Origin of the sequence: Aminobacterium sp. UBA4987 (assembly GCF_002396985.1) — a bacterium.
Lineage (GTDB): Bacteria > Synergistota > Synergistia > Synergistales > Aminobacteriaceae > Aminobacterium > Aminobacterium colombiense.
Genome location: NZ_DGZF01000009.1, coordinates 603,453 through 617,065, shown reverse-complemented (window position 1 = coordinate 617,065; position 13,613 = coordinate 603,453). Strand labels below are relative to the sequence as shown.

Genomic DNA, 13,613 nt, shown 5'->3' with positions numbered 1-13,613 from the left:
CGCTCCACCTCACACCACTAATCGTCTTTAGACGTATCTGTTTTTTCCGGCCTCTTTTTTCTCAAGGGCCGTTTGTTTCGGGGACGGCTCCGTTCTTCTCCCGAACGGGTTATTTTGTTTCGGGGGGTTTTTTCTTTTTTCCCCTCCGCCCCACCACTCCCAGACTGTGGTTTCTTTTTGCGTTTCCGTTTCTTTTTATTTCTGGCACTATTTTCTTCTTTTCCCCTATGCCTTTCTTTTTTCTCTTTTATATTTTCGTCCTCTTCCTGAACATCTGCAGGTTTAAAGGCTTCTGCATCTGTAAGGACTGTCGCTGCCAAACGTTCTTCTTCTATATCATGATTGAATGCAACAAGAACTCCCTCTTCTGGTAAAAGGGAAGGGGTTTCGAGAATAGACGATTCCCAGTTTTCACCCTTCATGACCGTTTCCTTGAAGTTTTCAAAGTCTTTTACAGATACTAGTACTTCAGTCCCTTCGGGAGTCCTTGCTCGAAAAGCGCTATGGGCCAGGTCGACGCCAAGTATAATATAAACACCTTGAGGAGATTTAATCTTCGCTCCAGGATTGGGAAGATCCTTCCAGAGGCACCCGTACATCTGATGTTCATAGGCCATACAACACATGAGCCGCCCACAAACGCCAGATATTTTGGTGGGGTTGAGGGCCAGATTTTGCTCTTTTACCATTTTTATACAAATGGGATCAAATTTATGCAGCCAATATCCGCAACAACATTCTCTTCCGCATGGCCCCAGACCGCGCACCGTTTTAGCTTCATCACGAACTCCAATTTGGCGAAGTTCTATCCGCGTTTTAAATTCCCGAGCAAGGTCACGAACATAGGCCCTGAAATCCACCCTCTGTTCTGATGTGAAATAGAAAAAAAGTTTTTTGCGGTCTAATAAATATTCAACATCTACCAACTTCATAGATAGGTCATGCTGGGAAAGAAGCTCTCTCGCCTTAACAAGAATAGCTTCCTCTTCTTCCCGCTGAGTTTGTGCCATCTCTTCATCCTCTTCCGTCGCAGTGCGTACAAAAGAGATATTTTGCAGCATAGGTTCCCCACCCTTGGGCTGTCCATCGCAGAGATCCTCGCAACATGTATTTCGATAGCGGTCCTCCTGCTCTTCAGAAATTGGGCCGCCCACAATAGCCAGTTCTATACCTCTCATTGTTTCAGCAACAATTTTTTCCCCTTTTTCCGGGGTGAATGCTGTGTCTTCTATGTTTACTAAACCTAGGTATCTTGGTTTACCAAAGATTGTCAAATACATGTTCAAACGCAAAACCCTCCTTGAGTGATAATAATATAAGATCAAGCACCATCCCCTGTGGAAGTTTGCGGCTTTCACATATGAGACGTAACCTATCGACCCGGGCAGCAAGAGAGGCTTGTCCCTCTTCAATGGCCCATGTTTCCCAACAATGAAGTTGTTTCTCCAACTCTTCTATAGTCATAGTTTCCCCACTTTCAAGCCATTTTTTCCAGCTTCTCTCTGCTGATGGAATTTCTTCTGGCTCAAAGCGTTCTTCATGAGCTAAAGCGAGATTCCAGCATCGGCTCTTTAGTGTTGGTAAAAACTTGTCATTTTCCAAAAGGAAAAGAATAACTCCGTGCTCTGGCGGTTCTTCAACTATTTTCAACATGCTATTAGCAGCTGGAAGTAATAGAGTGTCCGCTGACTGAATAACTACAAGCCGACAAGAGGCAACCACCGGATAAAGAGAAAGTTCTACTGCTATCTCCCTGCACTCGCCGATGGTAGGCGCCTTTTCTAAGGAACCCGAAAGGACGAGATCAGGGTGGGTTTTCTCGTGCCAGGAACAGCACGAGAGACACTGTCCGCATGCATTCTTCTTTTCACATAGGAGAAGCCGGGCAATATCAATTGCTATCTTTTCATGATACTGCTTAGGTGCTGACAGCGCCAAGCTCTGTGGAAACCGATTTCCCTCCAAAGCTTTTTTCAGTTCAGACCACATTAGGCTTGATGTCACGAAACATGTTTCTTTTTCGTTCATTTCGATAGATGGACCTCCACAACTTTCCATATCTGTGCCGATACTTCCTCGGTTGGCTGCGAACCGTCTATTCGCACTATCCTATGGGGGAAACGCCTTGAGAGCTCTTTATATCCCTCACAAACCCTGTTAAGGAACCCGTCTGTTTCGGACTCTATGCGATCAAAATGCCCCCTTGTGGTTTTTATCCTGTTTATTGCCACGGGAAGGGGCGTGTCTATCCATAATGTAAGATCAGGTTCGGGGAAAGAACACCATGCGAAAAGGTCTTCTACTTTCTCTTCCGGCAAGCCTCTTCCCCAGATCTGGTAGGCTCGAGTGGAATCGGTATAACGCTCACATAAAACAATCTGGCCGCACGAAAGGGCTGGAGATATAACCTGACTCACATGTTCACAGCGATCAATTACAAAAAGGAACAGCTCGCTTAGTTCGTGGCGTAGATCCTTCTCCAAAAGAAGTGTTCGCACAAAATCTCCATGAACCCATCCTCCCGGCTCACGAGTCCAGAGCACAGGCTCCTTTTTCTTCTGTTGCAACTGTTCTTTTAAAAAGGCTGCCTGGGTGCTTTTGCCGCAACCGTCAATCCCCTCAAGGGTTATAAACATCGTTATTTCCTTTCCTTGGCATCATTTTCTTGTGGTTCTACCTGTATTATTTCACGAAGGAGGCCTTCCACCACATAATCTGTTTTAAAGATGCGCAATGTCCCCTCGTCAAGCCTTCTTTCCTTGGTCTGACTCAAAAGCTCACGATCTTCTTTTGTTGGCCCCGGCTTCGCTCCATCATCAGGAACTTTATCATAGTTCAGTTCTAATATAACCTCATTGTTAGTTTCAAGGGCGTTAATTTCTTTCAGCATCTGGTCAAAATTATCAATAGACTTCCACCCCTGGACAATAGCCTCTTCTTCAAGGGGCATGATTCCACCGCCACGCACTGCGACCTCAACTGATCCGGCAGCATTTTGGGGCACCATCAGTTCAAATTTCTTTTTTGTCTGTTCTCCCCGGTAGGGACGCAATGTTATTTCCACAGGAACCTTTTCACCTGGGAGAAAGGTTTCACCTTCAACTTCCAGGCCCTCAATATATATAACGTTGGGTTTTTGTGTTATCTCCACAGCGAGGTGAAAGCCCAGCGGATAGACCTCCTTATAAGGATTCAGGGAGATCGCTTTCATTATTTCTCTAATCTCGCTAAGAGCTTCATCGCCAATATCTTTGTCTGAAAAGAACATGTTACTTCGAGTCCACCCTTTTGGGAGGCCAAACCCCTCTATCTGCAGAGAAATCCTTGCCGTCCCTTCTCCAATTCTTCCCCATAGGCGGTCAATCAAGCCCGTAAAAAGGGTTGATGTCATATCAGAGTTCACAAAGGGATCTGATACGATATGGAACCGCTTTAAGTCTCTCTGGTTTCGATCAATATCCCTAAAACGAAAGGAGGCATCCACAGATGGAGTAAAGTAACCTACTTGCCCACCAACAGCCTCTGCTCGATCCTGAGTCACCGTTCCTATAATTCGCGAGAAGCTGCCCACTTTAAATGGACTTTCCAAACTCGGGATGACATTATGTACCTGAACTTTTGCGGCAGGGAAAGCTACAATGCCTTTCTGTAGAAAAGGATGCCCGAAAGCTAAAAAACGCCCCTTTTCATCAATGGATGTTACAGTACCAATAGTTCCAACTGTTACGTCACCCCATGCCAGAAGAACCCCTACCGCCTCCCCTGGGACCAACTGACTGCTGTAGTCTACCAGTTGTCCCTCGCCATTTAATCCTCCGGCAAGGACTGCCTTTCCTCCCAGAAAGGTCCCAAGACGATCTGCTGTCCTCTGGCTGACTCCACCAACTTGAAGGGGAGCTGCTTTTTTGATCAACCCTGTAATCTCATTTTCCTTTTCATCCTCTTTTTCTTGTTCCAGTTCAAGTTCATGTTCTTCCGGAGGAAAAACCGATAGTTGTGGAAGTTTCTGTCTTTCATCTGGCCATTCCCAAATAGACATCATATCTTCTATAGGGGTTACGTACCCAATATCATGCTCGCTAAAATTAAAACCGTATCCAATTGCTCCTATGAGTTTTTTATTGATATAAACGGGGCTTCCGCTCATCCCTGCTGCAATGCCCCCTGTCTTTTTTATAATATCACCGCCAGCACGTACCATAATCAAATGGCGCGGCCTGCTTTCAAGCTGGGGGACTACGCTTATTATCTCTATGGGAAAGGATACTACATCTTCACCTTGAATAACGGTCAAAGCTTCCCCTTTCATTCCCGGCTTGATCTCACTGAGAGGAAGAATTGGTACAGATGAAGCAAAAGAAACTGAAGAGGCAAAACCTGTTTCTATTAATATTGTGAGTAAAATTAAAATGGAAACAATGCCAACGGAAACTTTGCTTCGTACATAACGTTCTATCAAGACTATCCTCCTCCTAACCACTCTATTCGCTATTTGCTGCCTAGTTTCTTCCAACGCAAGTAGGCCATTATGAAGTCGTCAATATCTCCATCTAGCACGGCCTGCACATTCCCCGTTTCCTCTCCAGTCCTGTGATCTTTGACGAGGGTATAGGGGTGAAGGACATATGAACGGATCTGACTCCCCCAGCTTATTTCTTTTTTCTCTCCTATAATGGTGTCCATTTCGTTTCTTCGCTCTTCAATGGCCCTCTCATAGAGCTTGCTCTTCAGAACCTGCATTGCCACAGCTTTATTCATATGCTGAGAACGCTCATTCTGGCAGCTTACCACAATACCGGAGGGGAAATGGGTTATACGAACTGCTGAGTCAGTCATGTTGACATGCTGGCCGCCAGCTCCGCTTGATCGGTAGGTATCGATCCGCAAGTCTTCAGTTCGTATCTCTATGTCTTCATCTTCAGGAAGTTCAGGAACAATATCCACAGAAGCAAAACTCGTATGACGTCTCCCCGCTGAATCAAAGGGCGAAATCCTGACGAGACGATGAACACCCTTTTCAGACTTTAAATACCCATAGGCATAGCTACCTTCAACAAGTAATGTAACGTTGCTAATTCCGCCTTCTGAATCTTTGATCAAGTCGAGTACCTTTACACGAAAGTCATTCTGTTCCATCCATCGCGCATACATCCTATAAAGCATTTCTGCCCAATCCTGGGAATCCAGACCGCCTGATCCTGCATGGACAGACACAATAGCATTGCCCTGGTCATAATCTTCACTCAGAAGCTCAATAAGCTGCTGGCGTTCTATTTCTTTTTTAAGGGAAAATGCTTTCTGCTCAAAATCCTTTTGAAGCTCTCTGTCTTCTTCTTCCTTAAGCATCTCTTCTATGATTTCAAGATCCTCATAGTCTTCGGCTATTTTCTTCCAGGAATCAAGTTTGTCCTGATAGCGAGCCAATTCCTGTGTTACTTTCCTTGCCTCATCACTTCCCCAGAAATCCGGTTTTAAAGTCTTTTCTTCCAGTTCTTGTATTTTTACCTCCAAAATGGGCAGGTCAAAGACTTTCCTGCAGTTCATCTTTTAAGGAACGCAGTTCCTCCAATACTGTAGAGTTTGGAATTGTTGCCATAATTCCAAATGCCCCCTTTACAAAATGCTGTATAATTTTCTTCAAGCATTTTATTATAACATTCTGATTGAGCTGTAATTGCTTTTATTCCAAAGAATTGTAAAGATAAAACATACTAAATATCCACCATATAAAGTGCACCTTTTAATAGAGGTGCCTCTTTAAGAAAGCTATGTCTTTTTGTTATAATTATTATTGCGTTTAAACATCAAAGGAGGCCTTCGCGCTATGCGATTAACAGAACTCTCTAAAACAAGTGGCTGAGCAGCCAAAATAGGTCCGGCGGACCTGGAAAAGATTTTGCGGGATCTCCCTCCCGTAAAAGATGACCGTATTATTTCGACATGGGCATCAGGAGAAGATGCGGCTCTTTGGATCATTGATCAGAAGCGTCTTGGCATATTGACCCTGGATTTTATAACACCTATTGTGGATAACCCAAGAAAATGGGGGGAAATCGCTGCGTGCAACTCCATAAGCGATGTTTTCGCCATGGGTGGACGTCCGATAGTGGCCCTAAATATCGTGGGCTTCCCTGTTAAAAAACTTGATATAGAGGTATTGCGGCAAGTTCTGGAAGGCGGCTACGCAAAAGTCAGGGAAGCAGGGGCTTTTCTAGTAGGAGGCCATAGTGTAGAAGACGATGAACCTAAATATGGCCTTGCGGTGTATGGAGAAGTGTCCAGAGATCATCCATGGCAAGTTATAGGATCCATGCCAGAAGACGCCCTAATACTGACAAAGCCGGTAGGGACAGGCGTTATAGCTACTGGAATCAAAGCGGACATGATCGAAGATCCTATGGGACCAGAGGAAGCCATACGCTGGATGACAACACTGAACAATGTTCCCCTTGTTCTTCCGCAGCACCTTCTTGATGAGGTTCATGCCTGTACAGATGTAACAGGTTTTGGCCTAATAGGTCATGCCCTTGATATGCTTTCAACCAAAGAACTGAATCTATGTCTCGGCCTTCATAATGTTCCTCTTCTTCCCGGGGTCATAGAGCTGGCAGAGAGCGGGCTCATACCTGCAGGAACGTATAACAACAGAATCCAGTACGAGAATAGTGTTGTCGAAATTGAAACTTTGCAGGAAGAAAGGGTCGACATGCTTTATGATGCCCAGACATCAGGCGGATTGCTTCTCTCCGTTCACAAAGATCATGTGCCGGCGGTGATAGCCGCTTTAAAAGAAGCTGGTTTCGAAAAAACTGAATGTATCGGTTATTTCAAGAAAGGGCAGGGACAGATTGAAATTGTCCATAACGTTTAGTAATATAAGACTATAGCATGACTTTTAATTAAACTCCCTCATTAAAATGAGGGAGTTTCAAAGGGGCTCTACTCTATGCGCAAAACTTTATCATCTCATCATAGCTACATTTTATTGACTCTTTCCTTGGCGCTTTTCTGTGCAATGCTCGGAGTTGGAGTTATCAGCCCTATTTTGCCGATTTACGCATCAAAGCTTGGTGCAAGCGGAATCCTCATGGGGTTAATATTCGGAACTTTCCCTTTTGCAAGAACTGGGGGAATGATACTAAGCAGTGAACTTGCAGAACGTTTTGATAGAAAACGTTTGCTAAGTGCCGGTTTGCTAGTCTATTCACTAGCATCTTTGGCTTATATTCATGCAGAAACAACTGAATCCCTTATTACGATCCGTTTTTTCCACGGACTTGGCTCCGCCTTTGTCGTTCCTATTGCTATGGCTATAGGTGCGGATATTGCGGAAAAGGGTAAAGAGGGAGTCTTTTTCGGCACCTTGCAGGGAGCGCATTTTCTGGGGATTGGTTTTGGTCCCCTTATCAGTGGTGTCCTTACAGACCATTTCGGGTGGCATGTTCCTTTTTACTTTATGACAGCTCTCACTGCTTTAGCTCTAGTTATGGTTATCAAAAAACTCCCCGTAGAGCTGACTGCCAAACCTTCTTCCAGCGGCCAAATGCTTTCTTCTATTGGTGGAATGATAAGGAACTCTGCCCTTCGTACATGTTTTTATTACCAATTCTGCTTTGCCATGTGTCGGGGCACAATGCTCATGGCCATTCCCCTTATGGCGGCCGGTTTGTCCCTATCCTTCTCACAAATAGGAATAATATTATCTCTGAACTCTCTTACAACTGGTGTACTGCAAAGATATTTCGGGAAACTCGCAGACAAGATATCCCGGTATAACCTGATCATCATAGGGGGTATCATTTCGGGGATAGTTTTTATGATCATTCCTTTTTTCAATACTTTCATAGGACTCACAGTGGCAAGTGTAATTTTCGGCGTAGGACATGCTCTTTCGTCGCCATCCCTTGCAGCTATCGCTGCAGAAAACAGTTTCATGTTTGGCAGCGGCAGGACCATGGGTGTATTTAACATTTTCTTTAGTCTCGGCTTGATGACCGGCCCAGTTCTCAATGGTTTTGTAGTTCAATCAACTCTTTCTCTCAGCCCCTTCCATGTGTTAGCTGTTTTTATTTTTTCAGCCACAATTCCCTTCCTCTTTCTTATAAAAAAGAAAGAAGTATCTACTGTGGAAAACGTTGATTAACTTCCACCCGAGGAAGCTGCATTCCAAATCGCCAAGTATTGATCGTACAGAGAAAGAATAATATCTTGTCCAATATCAGGATATTTCAATAGGACAACACCAAGGCTTTTACTCTCTAAAAGCACTTTATGAATAGAGACCGGGCTTTTCATATCAAATAGCACCGGGACGCTGTTCTTTCGGCATTCCTCGATTTTTTGTTTAAGGCCATCCAGAGAGTCTCCTTTGGCCCACTCCTTCCAAAGCTCATCCTCTGGATGAAGAATCTCGCATTGCGCTGCACGTAAAAACTCAACGAAGCCCTTGGAGAGGTTGAAAACCTTTTTCCCTTTTAGCAACTGTCGTCCAAGAAGGACCGTACTCTCAAGACGCCCTTGAAACTCGGCCAGCCGACGTTGATAGAAAAAGTAATGTTCATGATCAAGACTCGAAAAAATGTTCATAATCCTTTGTGCTATAAAAGGGAGGACTGATGGGTCTGTAAAATATGTGTCCGCCTCTTCGTAAGAAAAAGGCAGATGTGTATATAGAACAAAAAGATTCTTCTGAGATGACTGGATGCCATATTTCAGTGCCTCATCATAATCTAAAGCAATAAAATGGCTGCCAGCGGGAACTTTTTTTATAGAAAGCTTATTTATTCCACCATCTTCTGCCCATTGGCCTAATGGCTTAACATTGATGAAAACACCTCCCATAAAATTAGCAACTACAGAAAGCCATGGAGAAGTTATCCATACGTCCATGGCAAAGACTTCGGAAGAAAAGGAAAACAGACAGAAGAGCAACAGCAAAAATCTTGCCGCACCCTTTCGAAACCGAGAAATTCCTGGGTTAGCTGTCTTTTTCACAGATAACCACGTCATTCTTGCCATCTATTTCTTCTACACGTACTTCCACTATTTCGTTGGAAGATGTGGGAACCTTTTTGCCGCAATAATCAGGCTGGATTGGAAGCTCCCTATGCCCACGATCAATAAGGACAGCCAGCTGAACAACTGATGGGCGCCCTAAATCCATAAGGGCGTCAAGGGCAGCGCGGACTGTTCGTCCCGTGTAGATCACGTCATCCACTAAAACCACTTTTGTTCCGTTCACATCGAAGGGAATAGACGTGCTTTGAACAACCGGCTGTTCATGAAGGAGGGTGAGGTCATCCCTGTAGAGCGTTATGTCAAGTTCGCCAGCAGGTATTTTTGCCTTTTCCTGTTTTTTAAACAAATTCTGGAGATGCTTGGCCAAAAAAACGCCGCGTCTTTGAATGCCTACTAAAGCTATATTCTCTGTCCCTCTGTTTTTTTCAATAATTTCATTGACGATTCGTTTGAAAACCCTTTCCATATCGTCGCTGTTCATAATTATTGCTTTTTCCCTGAGCATTTCCAAGGCCCTCCATAATGGTTATTTTTTACACCCCAAACCTACCTGTTCCAATGCTCGCTGCGCCGCTAGAGTTTCCGCTACTTTAATAGAATGCCCCTGACCGCTCCCGTAAAGCTGCCCATCTATTTTAAGCTGAACTGTAAAAATCGGCATGTGAGGGGGGCCTTCTGTTGAAATAACCACATAACAGGGCTGCCCTAAACCTCTTTTTTGTGTTTCTTCCTGTATAAGAGATTTTGGGTCGCTATTCTTGTCATAAGCGTTAATGTTCGATTGGAAAAAAAGATATCTCCGCACAACATTTTGGGCTGCCTCAAACCCGCCATCTAAAAAAACTGCACCTAATACAGCTTCAGACGTATCAGCAATTATAGACGCACTCGCCCCTTGCTGTTCTAGGCCCTTCCCCAAACGGATGATCTGTGGCAACCCTGTGGATTCTCCCCATACTGATAATGCATTTTTGCAAACAAGGTTTGAACGGTATCGAGTGAGGGTACCCTCGTCAACATCAGGATATCCGTTAAAAAGATTAGTTGAAACAATTAATTCAAGAACAGCGTCTCCCAAAAACTCTAAACGCTCGTTATGAAAATGGAGGCCCTTTTCATGTGCATAAGAAGCATGGGTTAGGGCCTCCTGGAGAATTTCCTTTTTTGAAAAAAAGTATCCTAACCGTTCCTGGAAGGAGGCAAGCTCTCGTTGCCACCATTGCTCCCTCTCTGATAAGCTCCCTTTCAAAATTTTACCCCTCGAATTTCTGGATTGCTACAACTGCATTATGCCCGCCAAAACCAAAGCTATTAACGAGAAGACGGGCGACATCTTTAGAAACGGCCTCTGTCCCCACAACATTAATAGCGCACTCTGGATCTGGAGTTTCATAGTTTCTTGTTGGATGAATAACTCCCTCTGCAATTGTCTGGATTGCGGCTATGGTTTCAAGGGCTCCTGCTGCTCCCAAACAGTGTCCTATCATAGATTTTGTTGAGTTAACGTGAACTTTCGGCGTATGGTCGCCAAAAACAGTATTTATTGCCATGGCTTCCATTTTATCATTGAGCTCTGTCGATGTCCCATGGGCATTGATATAGTCTACATCTTCAGGAAGCCATTTTGCCTGACGCATGGCCTGGCGCATAGCTCTTACAGCTCCATCACCCTGGGGGTCTGGCGCCGTTATGTGGCTCGCATCGCATGTAGAGCCATATCCCACTATTTCGCCATAGATCGTAGCTCCTCTTTTTTTGGCATGCTCGAGCTCTTCTAAAACAAGAACCCCTGCCCCTTCTCCCATAACGAACCCGTCACGATCCTTATCAAAAGGACGAGATGCACGTTCTGGTTCGTCATTTCGAGTAGAGAGAGCTTTCATTGCCGCAAAACCAGCTATGCTTATGGAACGAAGGGCTGCTTCAGTTCCCCCAGCTAGAATAATGTCAGCATCATCACGCAATATGGAGTAATATGCTTCGCCAATGCTATTCGTTCCAGTGGCACAAGCTGTAACAACACACATATTGGGCCCCTTGGCACCATATCTGATAGCCACATAGGCCGTTGACATATTACTGATCATCATTGGAATAAAGAAGGGACTTACCCGTCTTGGTCCTTTTTCAATAAGGGTCTGAAAGTTGTTAAATGTGGTTTCAATACCCCCCTGACCTGTTCCAATATAAACTCCGAATCTATTCGAATCCAGGCTCGTTACATCTAGATGGGCATCCTCAACTGCAAGATCTGCGGCAGCAACGGCAAAATGAATTACCCGATCCGATCGTTTTGCCTCTTTTTTGTCAAGCCAAAGTGTTGGGTCAAAATCTTTTATCTCGGCGCCAAAGGTTACCGGGAGATCACTGGCATCAAATGTGGAAAAAGGTAAAACTCCGTTTTTTCCTTCTTTAAGAGCCTGCCAAAAGTTTTCCCTACCATTCGCGATTGGGCTGACAAGACCAAGCCCTGTGATAACTACCCTTCTCAAATTATGTCACTCCTCACCGTTCAGGGATAGGGCGTTTCATTGTTTTGGAAGGCCGGAGGATGTTAAAATCTTTCCCCTCCGGCCTTTACGATGCATTTATTGTGTTTATTCTTCCACTCCAAGCTTATCGAGGGTATACTTCATAGCTTCCCCTACGGAAGTGAGCTTTTCTGCATCCTCATCAGGAATCTCGATGTCAAACTCTTCCTCTATACCCATAATGAGCTCAACAATGTCAAGAGAATCTGCCCCAAGATCTTCTACAAAGGATGCCTCAGGGACGATCTGGCTTTCTTCTACGTCTAGTCTGTCGATGATTATTTCTTTCAGATGGGCAATTACTTCGTCTTTCTTCATTCTCTTTCACCCCCTTCCAAACTCTTAATTCAAATATAAAATGTCTTTAACACATGGTCATGCCGCCATCGACGGCTAACACCTGTCCTGTAATATATGCTGCATCATCACTTGCGAGAAAAGCTGCAGCTTTCGCTATATCCTCGGGTGTACCTACTCTATTCAGTGGGATCTGAGACAGCATAATCTGTTTTATCTCTTCTTTCAAGATAGCGGTCATGTCTGTTTCAATAAATCCTGGTGCTATGGCATTGACTGTAATGCTCCTCCCCCCGTATTCTCTTGCAATAGCTTTTGAAAAGCCTATTATGCCTGCCTTTGAAGCGCAGTAGTTTGACTGACCGGGGTTTCCAATGAGCCCTACAACTGATGAAATATTAATTATTCGCCCCCACCTGGCTTTTACCATTTTCTTAAGGGCCTGTTTAGAACAGCGATATACGGATGTCAGATTGGCTGAAATAACGCTATCCCAATCATCATCCTTCATGCGCATAAGAAGATTGTCCCGGGTTACACCTGCGTTGTTAACAAGTATTTCCACAGGCCCCAGTTCTTTTTCAATCTCTGAAAACAGAACCTCTACCTGATCTGCAAATGTAACATTGCATTTTACCGCCAGGCTCTTAACGCCAAAGGTTGAAATTTTTTCGCATATTTTTATCGCTTCGTTTTCGCTTCTGTTATAACTAATGGCTACATTATTCCCTCGAGAGGCAAGTTCCAGTGCAATAGCACTCCCTATGCCCCGTCCACCACCTGTTACAAGAGCAACCCTTCCAGACATTTTACGCGGCACCTCCCTCGCTGAACAAAGCGGCTATAATCCGCAAATCCTCTTCATTCATAGCCGAATAGGTTTTCAGCCCCTTCTGGCATCTTTTAATAAGTCCAGCCAGAACTGTTCCTGGACCTAATTCCAGGTAAGTGTCAACTTCTTGTGAAACCATATATAAAACCGAATCTGCCCATAGAACAGGACTATAGGTCTGATGAAAAAGTGCCTTTTGAATATCTTCCACTGTAAAAACAGGCTGGGCCGAAACATTAGCAACTATGGGGCAAAGAGGAAGATTCCACTGGCATTTTTCAAAAGCCTTTTGCAACTGATCCGCTACGGGCACCATCAAATTGCTATGGAAGGGAGCACTCACCTTCAACATAACGGCTTTACGAGCTCCCTGGACCTTCGCCTCTTCAACCGCCTTTTCAACAAAAGACGTTTCTCCGGAAATAACTACCTGCCCTGGAGAATTGAAATTCGCGGCCTGGCATTCTTTGTTCGGAGCAACCCTTCGGCAAACCTCTTCGACCACATCAGGCTCTAGCCCTATGAGGGCAGCCATTGCGCCCTTACCCTCAGGGACAGCCTCCTGCATCAGGGATCCTCGCAAATGGACTAGGCGAACTCCATCTTCCAGTGAAAGGGCTCCTGCGGCAACAAGGGCCGTATATTCTCCAAGGCTGTGTCCCGCAAGAAATGCCGGCTTTAACGATACACCCATGCTCTCTGTCAAAACCCTATATGCGGCAATGCTTGCAGTTAAAATAGCAGGTTGAGTAAAAGCCGTAAGGGTCAATTTCTCTTCGGGTCCTTCAAATATGAGCTGGCTTAATTTGAAATTGAGGGCATGGTCAGCTTTTTGAAAAACGTCTCGTGCGGCATCAAAAGTATCATATAAACTTTTCCCCATACCGACTTCCTGAGCCCCTTGGCCAGGAAAAACCAGAGCATATCTCACAGTA

At 44.7% G+C, this 13,613-nt stretch carries 14 protein-coding genes; 2 read left to right on the top strand and 12 right to left on the bottom strand.

The genetic code is table 11. The features are described 5' to 3' along the window. Nucleotides 1–17: 17 nt before the first annotated feature. From B2U56_RS07235 to prfB, 5 genes are all read right to left on the bottom strand, one after another. Nucleotides 18–1,280 carry a PSP1 domain-containing protein gene (locus B2U56_RS07235; protein ID WP_286953125.1) on the bottom strand — a complete coding sequence of 421 codons (1,263 nt, stop codon included), beginning with the start codon at nucleotides 1,278–1,280 and terminating at the stop codon, nucleotides 18–20. Further along, on the bottom strand, nucleotides 1,258–2,028 hold the full coding sequence (locus B2U56_RS07230; RefSeq protein WP_286952987.1) for a hypothetical protein: 771 nt from the start codon (nucleotides 2,026–2,028) through the stop codon (nucleotides 1,258–1,260). The genes B2U56_RS07235 and B2U56_RS07230 overlap by 23 nt, the downstream gene beginning before the upstream one ends. After that, the gene (tmk, locus tag B2U56_RS07225; protein WP_286952986.1) at nucleotides 2,025–2,636 is read right to left on the bottom strand and encodes a dTMP kinase; all 612 of its coding nucleotides are present in this window, start codon (nucleotides 2,634–2,636) and stop codon (nucleotides 2,025–2,027) included. The genes B2U56_RS07230 and tmk overlap by 4 nt, the downstream gene beginning before the upstream one ends. Nucleotides 2,637–2,638: 2 nt before the next feature. Continuing rightward, on the bottom strand, nucleotides 2,639–4,459 hold the full coding sequence (locus tag B2U56_RS07220) for a SpoIVB peptidase S55 domain-containing protein (protein WP_286952985.1): 1,821 nt from the start codon (nucleotides 4,457–4,459) through the stop codon (nucleotides 2,639–2,641). Nucleotides 4,460–4,488: 29 nt separating this feature from the next. After that, a protein-coding gene (gene prfB / locus B2U56_RS07215) for a peptide chain release factor 2 (RefSeq protein WP_286952983.1) occupies nucleotides 4,489–5,596 on the bottom strand; the annotation gives its coding sequence in 2 pieces (ribosomal slippage) (nucleotides 4,489–5,523 and nucleotides 5,525–5,596; 1,107 coding nt in all). 228 nt (nucleotides 5,597–5,824) lie between these two features. On the opposite strand from prfB, the gene selD reads away from it, so the two are divergent. Then, nucleotides 5,825–6,871: a selenide, water dikinase SelD gene (gene selD / locus B2U56_RS07210; protein ID WP_286952982.1), complete on the top strand. Its 1,047-nt coding sequence runs from the start codon at nucleotides 5,825–5,827 to the stop codon at nucleotides 6,869–6,871. A 75-nt stretch (nucleotides 6,872–6,946) separates the two neighbouring features. Next, nucleotides 6,947–8,143 (top strand): MFS transporter, encoded by a 1,197-nt coding sequence (locus B2U56_RS07205; RefSeq protein WP_013048444.1) that lies wholly within the window; start codon nucleotides 6,947–6,949, stop codon nucleotides 8,141–8,143. Here B2U56_RS07205 and B2U56_RS07200 read toward each other — a convergent pair. From B2U56_RS07200 to fabD, 7 genes are all read right to left on the bottom strand, one after another. After that, nucleotides 8,140–9,018 (bottom strand): hypothetical protein, encoded by an 879-nt coding sequence (locus tag B2U56_RS07200; RefSeq protein ID WP_286952980.1) that lies wholly within the window; start codon nucleotides 9,016–9,018, stop codon nucleotides 8,140–8,142. The two genes, B2U56_RS07205 and B2U56_RS07200, sit on opposite strands and share 4 nt — an antisense overlap. Then, the gene (gene pyrR / locus B2U56_RS07195) at nucleotides 8,978–9,523 is read right to left on the bottom strand and encodes a bifunctional pyr operon transcriptional regulator/uracil phosphoribosyltransferase PyrR (protein WP_286952979.1); all 546 of its coding nucleotides are present in this window, start codon (nucleotides 9,521–9,523) and stop codon (nucleotides 8,978–8,980) included. The genes B2U56_RS07200 and pyrR overlap by 41 nt, the downstream gene beginning before the upstream one ends. A gap of 21 nt (nucleotides 9,524–9,544) precedes the next feature. Continuing rightward, nucleotides 9,545–10,267, bottom strand: coding sequence for a ribonuclease III (gene rnc, locus B2U56_RS07190; RefSeq protein ID WP_286952978.1), 723 nt, complete (start codon nucleotides 10,265–10,267; stop codon nucleotides 9,545–9,547). A gap of 4 nt (nucleotides 10,268–10,271) precedes the next feature. Then, nucleotides 10,272–11,510 (bottom strand): beta-ketoacyl-ACP synthase II, encoded by a 1,239-nt coding sequence (gene fabF / locus B2U56_RS07185; RefSeq protein WP_013048448.1) that lies wholly within the window; start codon nucleotides 11,508–11,510, stop codon nucleotides 10,272–10,274. A 105-nt stretch (nucleotides 11,511–11,615) separates the two neighbouring features. After that, nucleotides 11,616–11,867 (bottom strand): acyl carrier protein, encoded by a 252-nt coding sequence (gene acpP, locus B2U56_RS07180; protein ID WP_013048449.1) that lies wholly within the window; start codon nucleotides 11,865–11,867, stop codon nucleotides 11,616–11,618. A gap of 46 nt (nucleotides 11,868–11,913) precedes the next feature. Next, nucleotides 11,914–12,654, bottom strand: coding sequence for a 3-oxoacyl-[acyl-carrier-protein] reductase (fabG, locus tag B2U56_RS07175; protein ID WP_286952977.1), 741 nt, complete (start codon nucleotides 12,652–12,654; stop codon nucleotides 11,914–11,916). 1 nt (nucleotide 12,655) lies between these two features. After that, nucleotides 12,656–13,609 (bottom strand): ACP S-malonyltransferase, encoded by a 954-nt coding sequence (gene fabD / locus B2U56_RS07170; protein WP_286952976.1) that lies wholly within the window; start codon nucleotides 13,607–13,609, stop codon nucleotides 12,656–12,658. Nucleotides 13,610–13,613 lie beyond the last annotated feature (4 nt).